The following is a 20,414-nucleotide window of genomic DNA, read 5'->3' as shown; positions in this document are numbered from 1 at the left end:
CCCGGCAAAGGACGGACTGTCAAGTCAGACCTTCCAATCGCGCCAATTCGCGCCGCATCCCGGCACTAAGCGCTGCCGCAAAGCGGTTCATCCGCTCCAAACGTTGGTCATCCGCATGACGAACAAGGTAAAAGCTCCTGGTTAAGTGAACCTTATCACGCAAGACATAACGCAGGTCCGGCGCGGCGGGCATGGCAAAGTCATGTACAATACCCAGACCCGCGCCTGTGCGCACCCAATGAAATTGCACCGAGACGGAATTGGAGGCCAGCGGCACGCGCGTCATGCCAAGATCCGAGAGATAGTCCAATTCCTTGTCAAAGATCATATCGGGGATATAGCCGATGATGCGATGGCCCTTGAGATCCGCCAGGGTGGTGATGGCGGGGTTTTGGGCCAGGTAATCGGCGCTTGCAGCCAGATGCAGGTGATAATCGGTCACTTTCTGCACCAATAGCCGCCCGGCAGTGGGCGGTGAAACCGTCACGGCCATATCCACCTCGCGCCGCGACAGGTTCATCACCCGGGGCAAGGCGACGATTTGCAGGTCCAGATCCGGGTTTTCGTCCGAAATTTCGGCCAGAACCTGCGGCAACAGAAAATTGGCGCTGCCATCCGGGGCACCGATGCGGATTTGCCCGGACAACCCGTCAGAATGGCCGCGCACCGCTTCATTGGCCAGCGACAACGCCTGTTCAGCGGCCTCGGCATGTTCGATGAGACGCGCCCCCGCCTCGGTCAGCCCATAGCCCTGCGGGGATTTGGCAAATAACGGCGCGCCCATGCTTTCCTCAAGCCGCCCAATGCGCCGCCCCACTGTTGCGGGGTCCATGCGCAGGTCACGCCCGGCGGCTGACAGGCTTTCGCCGCGGGCCACCGCCAAGAAGATCCGCAGATCATCCCAATTGCTCATCACGCCTCTCCGACATCACCTTTGCATTTTTGCAAAATACTTTTGCCACAATGCCTGTTTTCGGCGCATTTTTGCAAGACTACAGTTGCGGCAAGCTTTCAAGGGAGGATTCCATGCAAGAACTGACCCACTATATCAACGGCGAACATGTCTCAGGCGCATCTGGCCGCTTTGCCGATGTCATGAACCCGGCAACCGGTGAAGTGCAGGCCAAAGTGCCGCTGGCCACCGTCGAAGAAGTCAACGCCGCAGTGGCCAAGGCCGCCGAAGCACAGAAAATCTGGGGCGCAACCAACCCTCAGAAACGTGCCCGCGTCATGATGAAATTCGGCGCGCTGATCAACGAACACATGGACGAGCTGGCCGAGCTGGTCGCCCGTGAACACGGCAAGACCCTGCCAGATGCCAAAGGCGACGTGCAGCGTGGTCTGGAAGTGATCGAGGTCTGCATGGGCGCGCCGCATATGCTTAAGGGTGAGTTCACCGATGCAGGCGGCCCCGGCATCGATCTGCACTCAATGCGACAGCCTCTGGGTGTGGTTGCGGGCATCACGCCTTTCAACTTCCCCGCCATGATCCCGCTGTGGAAAATGGGCCCGGCCCTGGCCTCGGGCAACACCATGGTTCTGAAACCATCCGAGCGTGTGCCTTCGACCGCATTGCGTCTGGCGGAACTGCTGAAAGAAGCAGGCCTGCCCGATGGTGCCCTGCAAATCGTCAATGGTGATAAAGAGGCCGTGGATGCGCTGCTGGACAATGACACCATCCAGGCGGTGGGCTTTGTCGGCTCGACTCCGATCGCGCAATATATCTACAGCCGCGCCACAGCGAACGGCAAACGCGCCCAGTGTTTCGGCGGTGCCAAGAACCACATGATCATCATGCCCGATGCCGACATGGACAAGGCCGCAGACGCGTTGGTTGGCGCGGGCTTTGGCGCCGCGGGCGAACGCTGCATGGCGATCTCGGTCGCTGTTCCTGTGGGGCAGGAAACCGCTGACGCTCTGGTGGAACGCCTGGTGCCGCGCATTGAAGCGCTTAAGGTTGGCCCCTACACCGCTGGTGACGATGTCGATTTTGGCCCGGTGATCACCGCCGCTTCGCAGGCGCGTATCAATGGTCTGGTGCAAAGCGGTGTCGATCAAGGCGCGAAACTGGTGGTCGATGGCCGTGATTTCAGCCTGCAAGGCTACGAAAACGGCTTCTTTGTCGGCCCGAGCTATTTTGACAATGTGACCCCGGATATGGACATCTACAAAGAGGAAATCTTTGGCCCGGTTCTGTCTCAGGTACGCACCGATAACTATGAGGACGCGCTGAGCCTGGTCATGGACAATGAATACGGCAACGGCACCGCGATCTACACCGCTGATGGGGATACCGCGCGTGACTTTGCCCACCGGGTCAATGTCGGCATGGTTGGCATCAACTTCCCGATCCCGGTTCCGCTGTCCTACCACACCTTTGGCGGCTGGAAGAAATCCGCTTTTGGCGACCTGAACCAATACGGCCCTGACGCCTTCCGCTTCTACACCCGCACCAAGACCGTCACATCGCGCTGGTTCTCGGGCATCAAAGAAGGCGGCGAGTTCAACTTCAAAGCCATGGACTGATCGCTGAGAAAATCAGCAAATGCCTATCCCCGCGGCACCCGCCGCGGGGATTTTTCATTTCTAAACCTCTGGCTGATTCCGGCGATCACAAGATATCGATTCGAAAATATTCCATTTTTTGAAGAAATCAGAACAACGCCCAGCAAGTCGTTGCAAAAAATACTAAAAATCTGGCCCTGTTAGCGCCCAAATCTATGCTTATGGATAGGGCTTTGCCTTGTAAGCATAGGTTGTCTCACCCTCCAATGTTTCTATCGTAGTAGACCCATCTGCGACTTTGGTCGTAGGCGCGAAACCGAGGATAGAATGCCCGTAGAATTCGACGTCTTGAAAAAACCAGACCTGACCTATGTACGCTTGGTCGGTGATGTCGAATTGGGCGACCTGCTGGCTTACATCAAAAGCTATCAGGCCCATCCCGAATATCGCCCGGGCCGGGACGAGCTGTTCGATCTGTCCCAATGGACCGACACGAAAATGGGTTATGCCGAGATGTGCGCCATGCGTCGCGCCGAACGCACACTTTACCCCAAACACCCCAAAACCCGCGCCAAATGCGGCATCTACGCCCCAAGCGAATTGCAATATGGCATGGCGCGCATTTACGCCAGCCTGACCGAACTGACCGGCGATGTCGAAGCAGTGGTTTTTGAAGACATGAACGCGACTTTGGGCTTCCTTGGCGTGTCGCCGGATGACGTCGAGCGCTAGTCAACTGGAACCGAAATCCTTGTCATAGAAAAATGTCCCCGGATCGCTTGCGATCCGGTTCGCGCCCGACCCCGCCGCCAGGGCGGGCGCGAATTCAACTCAAGGTTTCAGCAAGTTGCACTGCAATTTGGTGCCGAAACCCGATTGCCAAGATTTGACGCGCCCACCCTCGGTGCCGGGCGCGAACCTGTGTAATAACCAATTGTCTATGTTGCGGATTTCAGTTCCAGGGTACTAGGGGCAGAATGTCGCCCGCCTTTCCCTTGCATCCCGTCGAAAGCAGCGCAAAGCTGGCAGGTGGAAAAGAGGGGAGAGAGCCATGGCCGAGCCGGAATTCACACTGGGCATCGAAGAAGAATACCTGTTGGTTGATCCCCAATCTGGGGCTCTGGTCGAAGCCCCAGAGGAATTGATGACCGCCTGCGCTGAAGCGCTTCCGGATCAGGTCAGCCCCGAATTCCTCCAATGCCAGATCGAAATCGGCACCAAACCCTGCGCCAATATCACCCAAGCCCGAGACGAGCTGCGCAAGCTGCGCGCTGGCGTGGCCGAGCAAGCGGCCAAGTTTGGCTTGGCCCCCATCGCCGCCTCATGCCATCCTTTTGCCGATTGGAAGCAGCAGCATCACACCAACAAGGATCGCTACAACGAACTAGACCGTGACCTGGGCGGCGTGGTGCGGCGCATGTTGATCTGCGGCATGCATGTGCATGTCGGGCTGAATTCTGACCCGCTGCGCGCCGACCTCATGCGTCAGATGGGCTATTTCCTGCCGCATCTCTTGGCGCTGTCCACCTCGTCGCCATTCTGGAACGGGCGCGATAGCGGGCTGGCCTCTTATCGAATTTCGGTCTTTGACAACCTGCCCCGCACCGGGTTGCCGCCACAATTCGAAAGCTGGGATGACTATCAACGCTCGGTTCAGGTGCTGGTCAATCTGGGCGTGATCGAAGACACTTCGCGCATCTGGTGGGATCTGCGCCCCTCCTCGCGCTTTCCCACCCTTGAAACCCGCATCATGGATGTGCAGCCCCGGATGCAAGACACCCTGACCCTGGCAGCCCTGACCCAATGTCTGATGCGGATGCTGTGGCGCTTGCGAAAACAAAACCAGCGCTGGCGCATCTATGAGAATTTCTTGATCGGCGAAAACCGCTGGCGCGCGCAACGTTATGGCGTCAGCGAAGGTTTAATCGATTACGGCGCGGCCGAGATCATGCCCTTTGCCACCATCATCAACGATCTGATCGATCTTTTGCAGCAAGATGCCGAAGCCCTTGATTGTCTGCCCGAACTCGTACGCATGCGCGAGATTGTCGAAAACGGCAACTCGACCGAGCGCCAGCGCGCCACCCGTCAACAGGCAGCCCGGGACGGTCAGGACGAAGCCGCGCAGATGCGCGCCGTGGTTCATCACCTGATCGAAGAATTCAGTCAGGATCTGTGATACCCGACCTTGCAGCCCGCGCGCAGCACAGCGATAAGAGGCAAAAGATCCACAAAAGGACGCAGGATGCGCATCGCCATTGTCACCTCTGACTACTTTGTCATGGGGGAAACCTTTATCAACCGTCATATCGAGCACATGTTTGACGGCGAGACCGTGGTGATCTGTGGCCGCTCCAATGGTCAAAACCCGTTTGACAAACCACTCTTCACCCGGCGCGCGCGCCTGTCTCTGGCGGACAAGCTTCAGGCCCCCTTTGCCGCGCTCAGCGGAGCCCTGCTGCATGGCACCTCGCGCCTGCCCTTCGGGGCCAATCGGCGCAAGCTGCAGGCCTGGCTGCGCGCCCAACAGGTCGATGTAATCCTGGCGGAATTTGGCACCCAGGCGCTGGTTGTTGCCAAGCTCGGCAATGACATGGGCATCCCGGTCTTTACCTATTGGCGCGGCACTGATGCCTCGCGCGCATTGGGATCAAAACAACGGGTGCGCTCTTATAAACTGATGATGCCGCGCCTCGCGGGCATGTTCTCGGTCAGCCAGTTCCTGCTCGACAATCTCGCCAAACATGGCATCCGCCATCCCAATGCCCATGTGGTGCCCTCGGGCGTGAATGTCCGCCTGTTCACCCCCGGCCCCAAAACCCCTGGCAGCTTTCTTGCCGTCGGTCGCATGGTGGAAAAGAAAGCCCCGCAGGTCACCCTGCGCGCCTTTGCCAAAGCCGCCGCAGGGCGCGACGCGCATCTGACATTCATTGGCGATGGCCCCTTGCTCGACAGTTGCAAAACGCTTGCCGCCGATCTGGGCATTGCCGAACAGGTCACCTTTACCGGTGCCCTGCCTCATGACGAGGTGCGCAAACACCTTCAGGTCACCGAAACCTTCCTGCAGCACTCCGTCACCGCCAAGGATGGCAATACCGAAGGCCTGCCCACCGCCATCCAAGAGGCGCTGGCCTGCGGCTGCATCACCCTTTCCACCATCCATGCCGGCATCCCCGAAGCGGTCGAAGACGGGGTGAACGGCCTGCTGGTCCCGGAATGGGATGAGGCCGGATTTGCCGATCGCATCACCCAAATCCTCGACATGCCGGACCGCTCCGCCATGACCCTTTCGGCGCGCAAAACCGCCGAAGCCAAATTCGACAATGAGATCGGGCTGGCCAAGGTGGAAAACACCATTCTCAATACGCTTTGCACCTCACCCCGCGAAACACCCTAGTAAGAACGCCTGGGCTTAAGGCTTTCTTTGGGCCAAAAATACCCTGGGGTGAATTGGCCTTTGGCCAAGAGGGGCAACGCCCCTCCCTTTCCCGTGCAAAATACCCCCTGAAAACCCACCCCTACGGCATCATTGGGGTTGCAATCCTCTGCCCCTTCCGGCAAATTATGAACAAGTGTTCAATTCATGCTGGAGGGAGGAGCCCATGGATTTCGCGCTCACCGAAGAACAAAGCGCCATTTTCGACATGGCCTATGGGTTTGGGCAGGATAATATCGCCCCAAATGCGCAAAAATGGGAGGCCGATGGCACCATCCCCAAAGAGCTCTGGCCGCAACTGGCCGAGCTTGGGTTTGGCGGTCTTTACGTCTCCGAAGACAGCGGTGGTTCCGCCCTGACCCGGCTGGATGCGACGCTGGTGTTTGAGGCCCTATCCATGGCCTGCCCCTCGGTCGCGGCCTTTTTGTCGATCCACAATATGTGCGCCAAGATGATCGACACATTCGGCTCGGATGAACTCAAGACGAGGGTACTGCCCAAGGCTATGACCATGGAAACGGTCCTGTCCTACTGCCTGACCGAACCGGGCTCGGGTTCAGACGCCGCCGCATTGAAAACCCGCGCTGAAAAAACCAATGAAGGCTACCGGCTGACCGGGTCCAAGGCCTTCATCTCGGGCGGTGGCTATTCTGATGCCTACGTCGTGATGTGTCGCACCGGCGAGGACGGGCCCAAAGGCATCTCAACCGTGATCGTCGAGGACGGGGCCGAAGGTCTGAGCTTTGGCGCAAACGAGAAAAAGATGGGCTGGCAAAGCCAACCCACCGCCCAGGTACAATTCGACAACTGCCTGACATCCCTAGACAATCTGGTCGGCGAAGAAGGCCAGGGGTTCAAATATGCCATGGCAGGATTGGATGGAGGGCGGTTGAACATCTCGGCCTGCTCGCTCGGCGCGGCCCAGGCCGGGTTGAACGCGACGCTGCAATATATGTCGGAACGCAAGGCCTTTGGCAAAAGCATCGACCAGTTCCAGGCGCTACAATTCCGCCTTGCCGATATGGAAATCGAGCTGCAAGCAGCCCGCACCTTCCTACGTCAGGCCGCCTGGAAGCTCGACACCGGCGCGCCCGATGCCACCGCCTTTTGCGCCATGGCCAAGAAATTCGTTACCGAGGCCGGGTCAAAAGTGGTGGATCAATGTCTGCAATTGCATGGCGGCTATGGCTATCTGGCGGATTACGGGATTGAAAAGCTGGTGCGTGACCTGCGCGTGCATCAGATCCTGGAAGGCACCAATGAAATCATGCGCCTGATCGTGGCCCGCCATCTTTTGGCGCGCTAGGGTCAAACCAAGTGCTGGAAATTCCGTTGACGGAATTTGCAAAATCCATCGATGGATTTTGGAGCCCCCAGCCGCAAGCATAGAGGACTGGCAATGACCGATATCAACATTCGCAAAGACGGGCGCGCGGGCCGGATCACCTTGACCCGCCCCAAGGCGTTGAACGCGCTGTCCTATGACATGTGTCTCGCGGTAGAGCGCGCCATTGATCGGTGGCGCGATGATGCCAGCGTGGATCTGGTGCTGATTGACGCTGAAGGGGAAAAGGCCTTTTGCGCCGGGGGTGATATTGCGGAGATGTATCGCACCGGCACGGCGGGCGATTTTGACTATGGCCGCAAGTTCTGGCGCGACGAATACCGGATGAATGCCAAACTGGCGGAGTATCCGAAACCTGTGGTCAGCTTTCTGCATGGGTTCACCATGGGTGGCGGCGTTGGGTTGGGCTGTCACGGCAGTCATCGCATCGTGGGCGAAAGCAGCCAGATCGCCATGCCCGAGGTCGGGATCGGGTTGATACCGGATGTTGGCGGCACCTATCTTTTGTCCCGCGCGCCGGGGCGGATTGGGGAATATCTGGGCATCACCGCCAGCCGTATGGCGGCGGGGGATGCGATTTTCGCCGGGTTTGCCGACAGTTTTGTGCCCGAGGCGCAATGGCAGTCGTTCAAGGAAAGGCTCTGCACCACCGGCGACATCACCAGTCTTGAAGAGGCGGCAACCACGCCGCCAGATAGCGCATTGGCAGCGCAACAGTCGGAGATTGACGCGCTATTTGCAGGCGAAGGATTGCAGGATATCCACAACCTTCTTGCCACAAATGACGGTGATCTTGCGCAAAAGACCCTCAAAGCGCTGAACCGCAACGCGCCGCTGGCCATGGCGCTGACCATCGAAATGCTGCACCGCCTGCGCAGCCCCTCGCTGACCATCCGCAAAGCGCTGGAAATGGAATATCGTGTCAGCCATCGCATCATGGAACATGGCGATTTCCTCGAAGGGATCCGCGCGCAGATCATCGACAAGGACAAATCGCCAAAATGGCAATATGCCGATGGATCGGTCCCGGCCGTCGCAGTGTCAAAAATACTCATGCCTTTGGGCGCGGAAAAATTGGATTTCAAGGAGAGTGCTATGAAGATCGGTTTCATCGGATTGGGCAATATGGGTGGTCCTATGGCAGCCAATCTTGCCAAGGCGGGGCATGAGGTTTCTGGCTTTGACGTGGCCGGGGTTGAGATCGACGGTGTGACCTCGGTCGAGACAGGCCCAGCCGCAGCCGAGGGCGCGGATGTGGTGATCACCATGCTGCCAAATGGATCAATCCTGCGCGCTGTCGCTGATACGGTCATTCCCGCCATGAAACCCGGCGCGGTGCTTCTGGATTGTTCGACCGTTGACGTGGACAGCGCCCGCGCGGTGGCGCAGCAGGCCAAGGCGGCGAACTTGGGAGCCCTGGACGCCCCGGTGTCGGGCGGCATTGGTGGCGCAGCGGGTGGCACGCTGACCTTTATGGTCGGCGGCAATGACGAGGCCTTTGCCATCGCCAAGCCTCTGTTTGACATCATGGGCCAAAAGGCAGTGCATTGCGGTGAGGCGGGCAATGGTCAGGCTGCGAAGATCTGCAACAACATGGTCCTTGGTGTGACCATGATCGCCACCTGCGAAGCCTTTGCTTTGGCGGATAAACTGGGCCTGTCCCGAGAGGCCATGTTTGACGTGGTCAGCACCTCGTCTGGCTATAGCTGGAGCATGAATGCCTACTGCCCCGCCCCCGGCGTTGGCCCCACCTCGCCGGCCGACAACGGATACCTGCCCGGCTTTGCGGCGGAGTTGATGCTGAAAGATCTGCGGCTGAGCCAGCAAGCGGCCGAGGCCGCGGATGCGGATACGCCCATGGGCGAAGAGGCGACGGCGCTTTATGCACGATTTGTGGAAGATGAAGACGGGTTGGGCCAGGATTTCAGCGCAATGCTGCTGCGTTTTGAGAAACGCGGTCGCGGTTGAGATAAGCGCGGGAGGGGCGCTGCCCCTCTTGCTCGCCGGGCGAGCAATTCACCCCGGGATATTTTTGGCCCAAAGAAACCTGAAAGGGTTAGGGCCTGTTGCGGCAATTTGATTGGGGTTGCGGGGTTTTGTGACCGGCTCAAAACCGGCATCATGCCCTTATGAGCAATTGGACCGATATCACCGCCCTGCCCGATCTTTCTAAGGCTGCACTGGCTCGACTGGCCCGGTTGCAGCCCTTGGAGGTGCCTAAAGGGACGGTGCTGTTTCAACCTGGCGAGGCAGTCAAAGGCTTTGTCATCATGCTGGAAGGCCGGGTGGATGTGTTTCTGACCGGCCCAACCGGGCGGGAAATTCTGCTTTATGCGGTCGAGCCGGGGCAAAGCTGTGTGCAATCCACGCTTGGCCTGATGGGGGGCGAGGATTATTCCGGCGAGGCGATCACGCGTGGCCCGGCGCGGCTTGTTCTGGTACCCAAAGAGATGTTTTTGACCTTGATGGGCGAAGATGACGGGTTTCGCGATTTTGTCTTTCGCGCCTTTGCCAAGCGCATGCAAACCATGATGCATCTGCTTGAAAAGGTGGCCTTTACCCGGGTTGAGGCGCGGCTAGCGCAGATCCTGTTGGAGCGTTGCGAGGCTGGTGTTTTGACCGCGACCCATGCGGAAATCGCCGTGATGATCGGATCCGCGCGCGAGGTTGTCTCGCGCCGTTTGGACGCTTTGGCCAAGCGCGGGATTTTACATCTGGAACGCGGCCGGGTTGAAATCAGGGATTTCGAGACCCTAGTGGTTTTGGCGCAAAGCGATTGATGAGGCGCGGCGTCGGTGACCTAGTCACCGACAGCACTCATGGAGCAGCGTAACATGGGCTCAAAGCAAAAGGAGAGACCCATGTTTTCAAAGAATGTTGGCGGATTTGACAAGATCGCGCGCATCGTGATCGGCGCGCTGCTGATCGTCGGAGCCCTGATGGGCTATGGCTGGTGGATGTGGATAGGCGTTGTGCCACTGGTGACAGGCTTGCTTGGCTCCTGCCCGCTCTATTCCATCTTTGGGCTCAGCACCTGCCCGCTCAAGAAAAGCTAAAGAAAGGCCCGGTCTCAGCCGGGCCCTCCCTTACTCTGCCGCTTCGCGCTTGAGCCCCAACATCGGGGCAAGGTAGCGCCCGGTATGGGAGCGCGGCTCTTTGGCGACCTTTTCAGGCGTGCCCTGGGCCACAACTTCGCCGCCGCCATCACCGCCCTCTGGGCCGATATCGATAATATGGTCGGCGGTTTTGACCACGTCGAGATTGTGTTCGATCACCACCACCGTGTTGCCCTGATCGACCAGCTCATGCAGCACCTCGAGCAGCTTGCGCACATCCTCGAAATGCAGACCGGTTGTGGGTTCATCGAGGATATATAGCGTGCGCCCGGTAGAGCGTTTGGCCAGCTCTTTCGACAGTTTCACCCGCTGCGCTTCGCCACCCGACAGGGTCGTGGCCTGCTGGCCGACCTTGATATAGCCCAGCCCCACACGCGCCAGCGCATCCATCTTGTCGCGAATGCTTGGGACGGCCTTGAAAAACTCCTGCGCGTCTTCAACCGTCATATCAAGAACATCGGCGATGCTCTTGCCTTTAAACCGAATCTCAAGAGTTTCGCGGTTGTATCTGGCCCCATGACACGTCTCACAGGTAACATACACATCGGGCAGGAAATGCATCTCGATCTTGATGACCCCGTCGCCCTGACAGGCCTCGCATCGGCCCCCCTTGACGTTGAAGCTGAAGCGCCCTGGTTTATAACCACGAGCCTTCGCCTCAGGAAGCCCGGCGAACCAATCCCGGATTGGCGTGAAAGCGCCCGTATAGGTCGCCGGGTTTGACCGCGGGGTGCGCCCAATCGGGCGCTGGTCAATGTCGATCACCTTATCGAGGTGTTCGAGACCTTTGATGGTTTCGCAGGGCGCGGGTGTCTGACGCGCGCCGTTCAGCGCCATTGAGGCGGTCTTGAATAGCGTTTCAATCGTCAGGGTGGATTTGCCACCCCCGGACACGCCGGTCACGCAGACAAATTTGCCCAGCGGGAAATCGACGGTGACGTTTTTCAAATTGTTGCCGGTCGCCTTGACCACCCGAACCTTTTTGCCATTGCCCTTGCGACGTTTCGCCGGGACCGCAATTTCGCGTTCCCCAGACAGATATTGCCCGGTCAGGCTGGCCGGGTCGTTGGTAACCTCGGCAGGCGTTCCTTTGGAGACCACCTGCCCACCATGCACCCCGGCCCCCGGTCCGATGTCAAAGACGTAATCCGCCTCGCGGATCGCCTCTTCGTCATGTTCGACAACAATCACCGTATTGCCCTGATCACGCAGGTTTTTCAGCGTGTCGAGCAGCCTGGTATTGTCGCGCTGGTGCAGGCCGATGCTGGGTTCGTCCAGCACGTAAAGCACCCCGGTCAGGCCCGAGCCGATTTGCGAGGCCAAGCGGATGCGCTGGCTTTCGCCGCCCGACAAGGTGCCCGAATTGCGCGACAGCGTCAGATATTCAAGGCCCACATTGTTCAAAAACCCCAGCCGTTCACGGATTTCTTTCAGGATCGCGCGGGCGATTTCGTTTTTCTGATTGGTCAAAGACTCTGGCACGGTCTGGCACCAGGCAAAGGCCTCTTTGATCGACATTTCAACCACTTGCCCCACATGCAACCCGGCGATTTTCACCGCCAGAGCTTCGGGGCGCAAACGGTGACCTTCGCAGGTTCCGCACGGGCGGTTGTTCTGGTAACGCTCAAACTCTTCGCGGATCCAATTGCTATCGGTTTCGCGATAGCGGCGTTCCATATTGGGAATGACGCCTTCGAACACCCGCGTCACCTCATAGACGCGGCCGCCTTCGTCATAGCGGAACTTGATCTCTTCCTCGCCTGATCCGTACAGAAACACCTGCTGCACATGCGCCGGGAGATCCTTCCAACGGTCATTTTTGTTGAACTCGTAATGCTTGGCGATGGCCTCGATGGTTTGCAGGAAATAGGGCGATTTGCCCTTGCGCCAGGGGGCCAGCGCGCCATCGGCGACCTTGAGCGTTACATCGGGTACAACCAGACGTTCGTCAAAGAACAGCTCTTTGCCCAGACCGTCACAATCGGGGCAGGCCCCAAAAGGCGCGTTGAAAGAGAACAGGCGCGGTTCGATCTCAGGAATCGTGAACCCGCTTTCAGGACAGGCAAAGTTTTCCGAGAAAACAATGCGTTCCGGGTCACCCTCGCGCGGCGCGGTTTCCAACACCGCGATGCCCGAAGCAAGATCAAGCGCGGTGCGGAAACTGTCAGCCAGCCGGGTTTCCATGCCTTCGCGCACCACGACGCGATCCACGACCACATCGATATTATGGCGGAATTTCTTATCCAGGGTTGGGGGCGTATCCAATTCATAGAACTCGCCATTCACCTTGACGCGCTGAAAGCCGGATTTGCGCAGCTCGAGAAACTCTTTCTTATACTCCCCTTTGCGGTCGCGCACGATGGGGGCGAGCAGATAGGCACGGGTCCCCTCCTCCATCCCCATGACACGGTCGACCATATCCTGCACTTGCTGTGCCTCAATCGGCAGGCCAGTCGCGGGGCTGTAAGGCGTGCCGACACGAGCAAAAAGCAGGCGGAGATAATCGTAAATCTCGGTCACAGTGCCCACGGTGGAACGCGGATTTTTCGAGGTGGTTTTCTGCTCGATGGAGATCGCCGGGCTGAGACCAGCAATGTGATCCACATCGGGTTTTTCCATCATATCAAGGAATTGCCGTGCATAGGCGCTCAGGCTCTCCACATAGCGGCGCTGCCCCTCGGCATAGATCGTGTCAAAGGCCAGCGAGGATTTTCCCGACCCGGACAAACCGGTGATCACCACCAGCTCATCACGTGGAATATCCACGTCAATCGATTTGAGGTTATGCTCGCGCGCACCCCGCACTTCGATTTGCTTCAGCTCTGGCATCAGATCCCCCGTTTACGCGTGAGTAACAGATAGGGGAAAGCCCCAGCATAGCCAATCGAAAAGTTAGAACAAAAGGGGAATACAGACCTCCGCACTGACAAAAACTGTCAGCAAAAAGGTGCGGAAAACCCGCCTTGCAACTTTGTGCTAACGAAGTAATCTCAGCCCAAAGTGATTTTTCTACACAGTTTTCAGGGAGCTTTTGATGAAGCTGAGACGCAGTCTTTGGCTGGGCACCTTCTGCCTGCCGTTTTTATCGCCACTCGCCGCGGTGGCTCAGGAAACCCCCTCCAGCATTCTGGTGCTGGATGGATCGGGGTCGATGTGGGGCCAGATTGATGGCAAGGCCAAGATCACCATTGCCCAGGAGGTCGTGGGCGATCTGCTCAACACCCTGCCCGCTGAAACCCATCTGGGCCTGACGGTCTATGGGCATCGCGAAAAGGGCAATTGCCGCGATATTCAAACCGTTGTTGCGCCGGGTGCAAATACGCGTGGCGCGATTGCGGATGCCGTCAACCGCATCAAACCAAAGGGAAAAACCCCGCTCAGCGATGCGGTTCGTGCTGCTGCCGAGGAGCTGCGCTATACCGAGGATAAGGCGACGGTCATTCTGGTTTCAGATGGGCGCGAGACCTGTGTGGCCGACCCTTGCGAGGTCGCGCGCACCCTTGAGGAAACTGGCGTTGATCTGACTGTGCATGTGGTTGGCTTTGACGTTTCCGACGATCCGACAGCTCTAGGTCAGCTGCAATGTCTTGCCGATGAAACCGGCGGGCAGTTTGTGACCGCAGATAATGCCGATCAGCTTTCGGCAGCTTTGACCACCATCGCTGAAACCCCCGCAGCCCCTCCCGCGCCAAGCCCGGTCGAGACCAGCTTTGCCGCGCTGGATGGCGAGGGCGGCAGCCAGATGCAGTCTGGTGTCACCTGGCGTATCACCGGGCCTGATGGCTATCGCAGCGATGGCACCGGGGTCTTCACCCTCCCCCTCCTGCCCGGCGATTACACCGCCACCGCCATTCGCGACGCAGATGAGGTTGAGGTCAGTGGCACCTTCACCGTGGTCACTGACAGCCAGCGTGTCGTTCTGACCCTGCCGGTGATCACGCCCAAGGCCACCGTTACCGGCCCCGAAACCGCCTATCAGGGGCAAACCATTGATGTCAGCTGGGATGGCCCCGGCGAGCAGGGTGATTTCGTTTCGGTCCACACGGTCAATGGCGATGTTTGGGCGATCAACAGCGCAGATATTGCCAAGGGCAACCCGGTCAAGCTGCGTATGCCCGCACAGCCGGGCACTTATGAGCTGCGCTATCAGGTGAAACGCGACCGTGAGGTGGTCGCACGCACGCCGATCACCATCCTGGCCTCGGACATCTCCTTTGACGCGCCGGGTCAGGCCGAAATCGGCTCTTCGATCAAGATCGACTGGATTGGCCCCGCCAATCAGGGCGACTTTATTTCCGTCCACAAGGTGGGCGGCGATGTCTGGGCGATCAACTCGGTCGACACGGCCGAGGGCAGCCCGGTCACGCTGCGCATGCCCGGTGAGCCCGGCCCCTACGAGTTGCGCTATCAATTGGCCGAAGATCGCGCGGTGATCTACACGCAACCGATTGAAATTACCGACGCGCTGATCACTCTGACGCACCCCGCCGAAGCGCAAATCGGCACGGTGATCGAGGTTGACTGGAAAGGCCCCGCCAATCCGGGTGACTTTATCTCGGTCCACAAACCCGGCGGCGATGTCTGGGCGATCAACAGCGCCGATACCGCGCAGGGCAGCCCGGTCAAACTGCGCATGCCATCCGAGCCCGGCCCCTATGAGATCCGCTATCAATTGGCCGAGGATCGCAAGGTCGTCTTCACACAACCCATTGATATCACAGCGGCAACGGTTACCCTGGACTTCCCGGAACAGGCCGAAATCGGTCAGGTGATCGACATCACCTGGTCCGGTCCTTCCAATCAGGGCGACTTCATCTCGGTCAAAGAGGTGGGGGGCGACGTCTGGGGGATCAATTCGCGCGACACCGCAGAAGGATCTCCGCTGAAACTGCGCATGCCGCATAAACCCGGCGATTACGAGATCCGCTATCAACTGGCCGAAGAGCGTGAGATCATCCTGCGCAAGCCGATCAAGATCGTGCAGGCTGAGGTCGCCATCACCGTGCCCGCACAGGCCGAAATTGGTGAGACGATTGACGTGACCTGGTCTGGTCCGGGCAATCAGGGTGATTTTATTTCGGTCAAAGAGGCAGGCGGCGATGTCTGGGGGATCAATTCACGCGATGTCGCAGAAGGCTCGCCGCTGAAATTGCGCATGCCGCATAAGCCCGGCGACTATGAAATCCGCTACCAACTGGCCGAGGAACGCGGGATCATCCACCGCGTGCCAATCACGATTGTCGACGCGCAGGTCTCGATCACTGTGCCCGCACAGGCCGAGATTGGCCAAACCATCGACGTGACTTGGGACGGCCCGGGCAATCAGGGCGACTTCCTATCCGTCAAAGAGGCTGGCGGCGATGTCTGGGGGATCAATTCGCGCGATGTTGGCGAAGGCTCTCCGTTGAAACTGCGCATGCCACATAAGCCGGGTGACTATGAAATCCGCTATCAATTGGCCGAAGAGCGCGGAATCATCCACCGCGTGCCCATCACGATCATTGGCACCCATGTGGACCTGCAAGCGCCCAGCGATGCCAAGGCCGGTCAAAACGCGCTGATCGCCTGGGAAGGACCGGGCAATCAAGGTGACTTTATCTCGATCAAAGAGGTGGGTGGCGATACTTGGGGGATCCATAGCAGCGCCGTGAATGACGGCGGCCCGATCTCGCTTCGCATGCCTGACCAGCCCGGCCAATACGAGCTGCGCTATCAATTGGGTGAGGAGCGCGCGGTGATCCACCGGGTGCCGATCACGGTGAACCCCTAAAATGCAAAAAGGCGGGCCGTTTGGCCCGCCTTTTCTTTGCCGCCAAGAAACGCCTTAGCGATAGAGCAGCGATGTACCATTGGCGAACAAATGCACCTTATCCGCGGGTGCGGTCAGTTTGACGGTTTGCCCACGCATGCCTTTGTGAATGCCCGGCAGTTTGGCGATGCTCGGCTCCTGCCCTTCGTCGGCTTTGAAATAGAGCAAGGTCACTTCACCCAGCGCCTCGGTGATATTGACCTCACCGGCAAACAGCTCATCGCTCTCGCAGGTTTCAAAATCCTCGGGGCGGACGCCCACATTGACCTTGAGGCCAAGATCGCTCGCTTGCGTCGGATAATGCGAGACCGCCTCGCCACCGCCCGCCAGTTTCACGCGGGTTTGCTCTCCGGTTTCGATCACCTCGCCGGGCAAGAGGTTCATCGCCGGAGAGCCAATGAATTGCGCCACAAATTCGGAGTTCGGGCGTTCATAGAGCTCCAGAGGCGAACCCACCTGCGCAACCCCCTTATTGGCCAGAACCACGATTCGGCTTGCCAGCGTCATCGCCTCGACCTGATCATGTGTGACATAGATCATGGTGCGGTCGGGCATCTGCTCCTTGAGCTGGGCGATCTCGATCCGGGTCGCAACACGCAGGGCCGCGTCAAGGTTCGAAAGCGGTTCGTCAAACAGATAGACCTTGGGGTCACGAACAATCGACCGGCCAATCGCCACCCGCTGGCGCTGACCACCGGACAACGCCTTGGGCAGGCGATCAAGGTATTGATCCAGCTGCAACATCTTGGCGGCGCGATTGACCGCCTCGTCGATCTCGCCCTGCGCCTTGCCCGCCAGCTTCAGCGCAAAGCTCATGTTTTCGCGCACCGTCATATGCGGATAGAGCGCGTAAGACTGGAACACCATGGCAATGCCACGCTGCGCCGGGGGCACGTCATTGACCAGCATCCCGTCGATTTCCAGCTCACCCGAGGTGATCTTTTCCAACCCGGCAATCATGCGCAGCAAAGTGGATTTGCCGCAGCCCGACGGGCCGACAAACACGATCAGCTCGCCTTGCTTGATGTCCAGATTGATATCCTTGAGGACTTCGACAGCCCCGCCATATGTTTTACCGACATTGGTCAGTTTGAGATCTGTCATGTCTCCCCCCTATTCGTTAATGCGCCGCGCCAGCGCCACCTGCCATGGACCCAGCGCGACCGGACCGGCCTTGGGCAGTTCTGTGCTCAAAACGCCGCCGATCTGCTCCCAATTGCCCTTGGGCAGCGAAACCTCACCGGCTTGGCCGGACAGGTTAAAGGCGCAGAAGATGTCTTCGCCCGCCTCACTGCGTGTAAAGGACACCACCGGACCAGATTGCGCCAGCCCGCCAAGCTCCCCCTTGGACAAGGCGCGATGGGCATGGCGCAGTGCCAGAACCCGGCGATAGTGATGCAAGAGCGCCTCTGGGTCTTCCTCCTGTTCGGCCACAGAGCGCACCAGATGTTCCGGCGCGACCGGCAACCAGGGTTTGCCCTCGGAAAAGCCGCCATTGGAATTGGATTTCTCCCAGACCATCGGCGTGCGACAGCCGTCGCGCCCCTTGAATTCCGGCCAAAATTCAATGCCATAAGGGTCTTGCAGGTCTTCAAAGGCAACCTCAGCCTCGCCCAGACCCAGCTCTTCGCCCTGATAGATACAGACCGAGCCGCGCAGGCACATCAGCAAGGTGGCAAAGGCCTTTTGCCCAGCCAGATCCAGGTTCCAGCGGCTGGCATGGCGGATGACATCATGGTTCGAAAACGCCCAGCAGGCCCAACCATCCGGCGCCGCCGTATCGACTTTGGTCAAAACCTCAACCACCCGCGCCGCATCCGGTTGATCGCCAGACAGGAATTCAAAGGAATAGCACATATGCACGCGATCATCGCCTGCCGTGTACTCCCCCATAATCTCTAGCCCGCGCTGCGCATCGCCCACCTCGCCCACGGCTGTCGCCGCCGGGTATTCGTCCAAAAGGGCCCGGAATCGTTCCAAAAAGGCCAGGTTTTCCGGCTGGTTCTTGGAATAGAGATGGAACTGATGGTTATAGGGATTCACACTGGGCGCGATCGAGGAATCCCGCTCTTCTGGTGGCAAGGCCGGGTTCGAGCGCAGCTCTTTGTCATGGACATAGAAGTTGATCGTATCGAGACGGAACCCATCCACCCCCCGATCCAACCAAAACCGCACGGTCTCAAGCAGCGCATCCTGCACTTCCGCGCAGTGGAAGTTCAGATCCGGCTGCGAAGTCAGGAAGTTGTGCAGGTAATACTGCTCGCGCCGCGCGTCCCATTGCCAGGCCGACCCGCCAAAGATCGACAGCCAGTTATTGGGCGGCGTGCCATCGGGGTTCGGATCGGACCAGACATACCAATCCGCCTTGGGATTGTCGCGGCTGGCCCGGCTTTCCTTGAACCAGGCGTGCTGATCCGAACTGTGCGACAGCACCTGATCGATCATCACCTTCAGCCCCAACTCATGAGCGCGGGCAATCAGCGCGTCAAAATCCGCCAGCGTGCCAAACATCGGATCAACGTCGCAGTAATCCGACACGTCATAGCCGAAATCCTTCATCGGGGATTTGAAAAAGGGCGAGATCCAAATCGCATCAACGCCGAGCGACGCGATATGCGGCAAGCGGCGGGTGATGCCCTTAAGGTCGCCAATCCCGTCCCCGGTGCTGTCCTGATAGGAGCGCGGATAGATCTGATAGATCACCGCCCCGCGCCACCAATCCTTGTCCACAACCTGAGCCGCAGCTGAGATATTTGTTTGCGTGTTCATACTCATTCCTATGTCGCCCCTCTGGCGGGGTTATTTGACGGAGCCGGCCAAGAGACCGCGCACCAGGTATTTTTGCATGGCGAAAAAGACCGCCAAAGGCACTGCAATCGACACAAAAGCCGCTGTCGCAAGGATTTCCCAATTGCCACCGCGCGTGCCCAGCAGTTCCACGATCTGCGCGGTCATAACGGTGGTTTGACCGGTGCTGTCAATCAGGAAGACTTTGGCAACCAGCAGGTCGTTCCAGGTCCACAGGAACTGGAAAATCGCGAAACTGGCCAGGGCCGGAAAGCTGAGCGGCAGGATGATCTTGGTAAAGATCTGGAACTCGGTCGCACCATCGACACGGGCATTTTCGATGATGTCACGCGGCAGGCCGACCATATAGTTCCTAAGCAGGTAAATCGCCAAGGGCAGGCCAAATCCCGTATGCGCCAGCCAGGTGCCCAGATAGCCTTTGCCAATGCCGATGCCCAAATGCAGTTTGAGCAGTGGGATCAGCGCCAATTGCAGCGGCACCACAAGCAAGCCGACGATGATCGCAATCAACAGCGCGCGGCCCGGAAAATCCATCCAGGCCAGGGCATAGGCCGCAAAGGCCGCCACCACGATCGGGATGATTGTTGCCGGGATGGTTACGGTCAGCGTGTTGAAAAACGCCTTGGCCATGCCATCGACATTCTTGGGGTCGAGCAACATGTTTTCATAGTTTTGCGTGGTGAATTCCGCAGGCTTGGTGGCGGTGACAAAGATGCGGGTGCCGCGTTTGCCGCTAAACGCCTCTTCGTTTTCCATGCGATAATCGCCATTGGCCTGCACGGTAACGCGTCCGCCTTTGCGCAGCTCGGCGGTTTCGCCCGGCGTGTAATCAGAGATCGCCCGCGAGGAGATGCCCCAGGCGGTGATCTCGGCCTCGTCACCGTCAAAGAGATTGCCCTCGATCACATATAGCGCGCCGTCCTGGGTCTGGGTGTCCGGAGCGGCCGAGCGGATGGTCAGGTTTTGCTCGGACGGAAACAGGGATTTCCACCAGCCCGATGTGGCGATCTGGTCGGCCGTGCGAAAGGAGGATACGAACAGACCCACCGTCGGGAAAAGCCACAGGGCGACAAGAAACGCCACCGAGATATGAACCGCCCAAGTGAGGGAGGATTTGCTGCCAGCGATATTATCCATGGTGTGTCCTCATGTGTTGGGGGAACTGCGCAAAAGGGAACCATTCACGCGGAGTCAAGGGCCTTGGCCCGCCGCGTGATCGCCCTCCCGCCCCGTCGCACCAAAGGTGCGCCGCCGATAGGTGGCCCGCCTTTGGCGGGACGGTGGGCGATTTTTCTATCGTTTGGGTGAACACAGAAGTTGAATTGAGCTTGGCTGGGAAAAAGTGGCAGAAACCGAAGTTGTTTCGCCAACCCGCGAGAGGGCAATCACGCGTCT

The 20,414-nt window shown here is 58.8% G+C and carries 14 protein-coding genes and 1 pseudogene; 10 read left to right on the top strand and 5 right to left on the bottom strand.

Translation table 11 applies throughout. From position 1 onward, the window contains the following. Nucleotides 1–19 precede the first annotated feature (19 nt). Nucleotides 20–913 (bottom strand): LysR family transcriptional regulator, encoded by an 894-nt coding sequence (locus tag CLV87_RS10640; protein WP_166652728.1) that lies wholly within the window; start codon nucleotides 911–913, stop codon nucleotides 20–22. Nucleotides 914–1,026: 113 nt separating this feature from the next. Here CLV87_RS10640 and CLV87_RS10635 point away from each other — a divergent pair, with 113 nt between their 5' ends. The 9 genes and pseudogenes from CLV87_RS10635 to CLV87_RS10600 all read left to right on the top strand — a co-directional run bounded on the left by CLV87_RS10635 (nucleotide 1,027) and on the right by CLV87_RS10600 (nucleotide 10,342). Further along, a complete protein-coding gene (locus tag CLV87_RS10635) occupies nucleotides 1,027–2,526 on the top strand; it encodes a CoA-acylating methylmalonate-semialdehyde dehydrogenase (RefSeq protein ID WP_099247658.1) in 1,500 nt (499 codons plus the stop codon). 306 nt (nucleotides 2,527–2,832) lie between these two features. Next, nucleotides 2,833–3,237 carry a hypothetical protein gene (locus CLV87_RS10630; RefSeq protein WP_099245144.1) on the top strand — a complete coding sequence of 135 codons (405 nt, stop codon included), beginning with the start codon at nucleotides 2,833–2,835 and terminating at the stop codon, nucleotides 3,235–3,237. 319 nt (nucleotides 3,238–3,556) lie between these two features. After that, the gene (locus CLV87_RS10625; RefSeq protein ID WP_099245142.1) at nucleotides 3,557–4,684 is read left to right on the top strand and encodes a carboxylate-amine ligase; all 1,128 of its coding nucleotides are present in this window, start codon (nucleotides 3,557–3,559) and stop codon (nucleotides 4,682–4,684) included. A gap of 66 nt (nucleotides 4,685–4,750) precedes the next feature. Next, nucleotides 4,751–5,902, top strand: a complete 1,152-nt coding sequence (locus CLV87_RS10620; RefSeq protein ID WP_099245140.1) for a glycosyltransferase — start codon at nucleotides 4,751–4,753, stop codon at nucleotides 5,900–5,902. Between the two features lie 205 nt (nucleotides 5,903–6,107). Continuing rightward, nucleotides 6,108–7,247 carry an acyl-CoA dehydrogenase family protein gene (locus tag CLV87_RS10615; protein ID WP_099245138.1) on the top strand — a complete coding sequence of 380 codons (1,140 nt, stop codon included), beginning with the start codon at nucleotides 6,108–6,110 and terminating at the stop codon, nucleotides 7,245–7,247. Between the two features lie 51 nt (nucleotides 7,248–7,298). Further along, a pseudogene (locus tag CLV87_RS24340) lies at nucleotides 7,299–8,282 on the top strand (enoyl-CoA hydratase/isomerase family protein); the annotation flags it as partial. A 99-nt stretch (nucleotides 8,283–8,381) separates the two neighbouring features. Then, nucleotides 8,382–9,254 (top strand): 3-hydroxyisobutyrate dehydrogenase, encoded by an 873-nt coding sequence (gene mmsB, locus CLV87_RS24335; RefSeq protein ID WP_306438020.1) that lies wholly within the window; start codon nucleotides 8,382–8,384, stop codon nucleotides 9,252–9,254. A gap of 161 nt (nucleotides 9,255–9,415) precedes the next feature. Next, entirely contained in the window at nucleotides 9,416–10,066 is a 651-nt protein-coding gene (locus tag CLV87_RS10605; protein ID WP_099245135.1) for a Crp/Fnr family transcriptional regulator, read from the top strand. Nucleotides 10,067–10,147: 81 nt separating this feature from the next. Continuing rightward, nucleotides 10,148–10,342 carry a YgaP family membrane protein gene (locus CLV87_RS10600; RefSeq protein WP_099245133.1) on the top strand — a complete coding sequence of 65 codons (195 nt, stop codon included), beginning with the start codon at nucleotides 10,148–10,150 and terminating at the stop codon, nucleotides 10,340–10,342. A 30-nt stretch (nucleotides 10,343–10,372) separates the two neighbouring features. On the opposite strand, the gene uvrA is transcribed toward CLV87_RS10600, so the two are convergent. Further along, on the bottom strand, nucleotides 10,373–13,231 hold the full coding sequence (gene uvrA, locus CLV87_RS10595) for an excinuclease ABC subunit UvrA (protein WP_099245131.1): 2,859 nt from the start codon (nucleotides 13,229–13,231) through the stop codon (nucleotides 10,373–10,375). A gap of 205 nt (nucleotides 13,232–13,436) precedes the next feature. On the opposite strand from uvrA, the gene CLV87_RS10590 reads away from it, so the two are divergent. Continuing rightward, the gene (locus CLV87_RS10590; RefSeq protein WP_099245129.1) at nucleotides 13,437–16,172 is read left to right on the top strand and encodes a VWA domain-containing protein; all 2,736 of its coding nucleotides are present in this window, start codon (nucleotides 13,437–13,439) and stop codon (nucleotides 16,170–16,172) included. Between the two features lie 54 nt (nucleotides 16,173–16,226). On the opposite strand, the gene CLV87_RS10585 is transcribed toward CLV87_RS10590, so the two are convergent. Genes CLV87_RS10585 through CLV87_RS10575 form a run of 3 tightly spaced genes read right to left on the bottom strand, consistent with a single transcriptional unit; the run spans nucleotide 16,227 to nucleotide 20,156 of the window. Continuing rightward, nucleotides 16,227–17,315, bottom strand: coding sequence for an ABC transporter ATP-binding protein (locus tag CLV87_RS10585; protein ID WP_099245126.1), 1,089 nt, complete (start codon nucleotides 17,313–17,315; stop codon nucleotides 16,227–16,229). 9 nt (nucleotides 17,316–17,324) lie between these two features. Next, entirely contained in the window at nucleotides 17,325–18,980 is a 1,656-nt protein-coding gene (bglA, locus tag CLV87_RS10580) for a beta-galactosidase BglA (protein ID WP_099245124.1), read from the bottom strand. A gap of 30 nt (nucleotides 18,981–19,010) precedes the next feature. After that, nucleotides 19,011–20,156: a carbohydrate ABC transporter permease gene (locus CLV87_RS10575; RefSeq protein ID WP_099245122.1), complete on the bottom strand. Its 1,146-nt coding sequence runs from the start codon at nucleotides 20,154–20,156 to the stop codon at nucleotides 19,011–19,013. Between the last annotated feature and the right edge of the window lie 258 nt (nucleotides 20,157–20,414).

Source organism: Pelagimonas phthalicica (genome assembly GCF_004364805.1).
GTDB lineage: Bacteria > Pseudomonadota > Alphaproteobacteria > Rhodobacterales > Rhodobacteraceae > Pelagimonas > Pelagimonas phthalicica.
The sequence above is the reverse complement of the archived record's forward strand: the minus strand, read 5'-3'. Positions and strand labels throughout refer to the sequence as shown.

Excerpts from the sequence above, each read along its gene's own strand:
- CLV87_RS10600 (WP_099245133.1), top strand. The coding sequence starts at position 10,148 with ATGTTTTCAAAGAATGTTGGCGGATTTGACAAGATCGCGCGCATCGTG.
- CLV87_RS10625 (WP_099245142.1), top strand. The coding sequence starts at position 3,557 with ATGGCCGAGCCGGAATTCACACTGGGCATCGAAGAAGAATACCTGTTG.
- CLV87_RS10590 (WP_099245129.1), top strand. The coding sequence starts at position 13,437 with ATGAAGCTGAGACGCAGTCTTTGGCTGGGCACCTTCTGCCTGCCGTTT.
- bglA (WP_099245124.1), bottom strand. The coding sequence starts at position 18,980 with ATGAACACGCAAACAAATATCTCAGCTGCGGCTCAGGTTGTGGACAAG.
- CLV87_RS10615 (WP_099245138.1), top strand. The coding sequence starts at position 6,108 with ATGGATTTCGCGCTCACCGAAGAACAAAGCGCCATTTTCGACATGGCC.
- CLV87_RS10620 (WP_099245140.1), top strand. The coding sequence starts at position 4,751 with ATGCGCATCGCCATTGTCACCTCTGACTACTTTGTCATGGGGGAAACC.
- CLV87_RS10575 (WP_099245122.1), bottom strand. The coding sequence starts at position 20,156 with ATGGATAATATCGCTGGCAGCAAATCCTCCCTCACTTGGGCGGTTCAT.
- CLV87_RS10635 (WP_099247658.1), top strand. The coding sequence starts at position 1,027 with ATGCAAGAACTGACCCACTATATCAACGGCGAACATGTCTCAGGCGCA.
- uvrA (WP_099245131.1), bottom strand. The coding sequence starts at position 13,231 with ATGCCAGAGCTGAAGCAAATCGAAGTGCGGGGTGCGCGCGAGCATAAC.
- CLV87_RS10630 (WP_099245144.1), top strand. The coding sequence starts at position 2,833 with ATGCCCGTAGAATTCGACGTCTTGAAAAAACCAGACCTGACCTATGTA.
- CLV87_RS10585 (WP_099245126.1), bottom strand. The coding sequence starts at position 17,315 with ATGACAGATCTCAAACTGACCAATGTCGGTAAAACATATGGCGGGGCT.
- CLV87_RS10605 (WP_099245135.1), top strand. The coding sequence starts at position 9,416 with ATGAGCAATTGGACCGATATCACCGCCCTGCCCGATCTTTCTAAGGCT.
- CLV87_RS10640 (WP_166652728.1), bottom strand. The coding sequence starts at position 913 with ATGAGCAATTGGGATGATCTGCGGATCTTCTTGGCGGTGGCCCGCGGC.
- mmsB (WP_306438020.1), top strand. The coding sequence starts at position 8,382 with ATGAAGATCGGTTTCATCGGATTGGGCAATATGGGTGGTCCTATGGCA.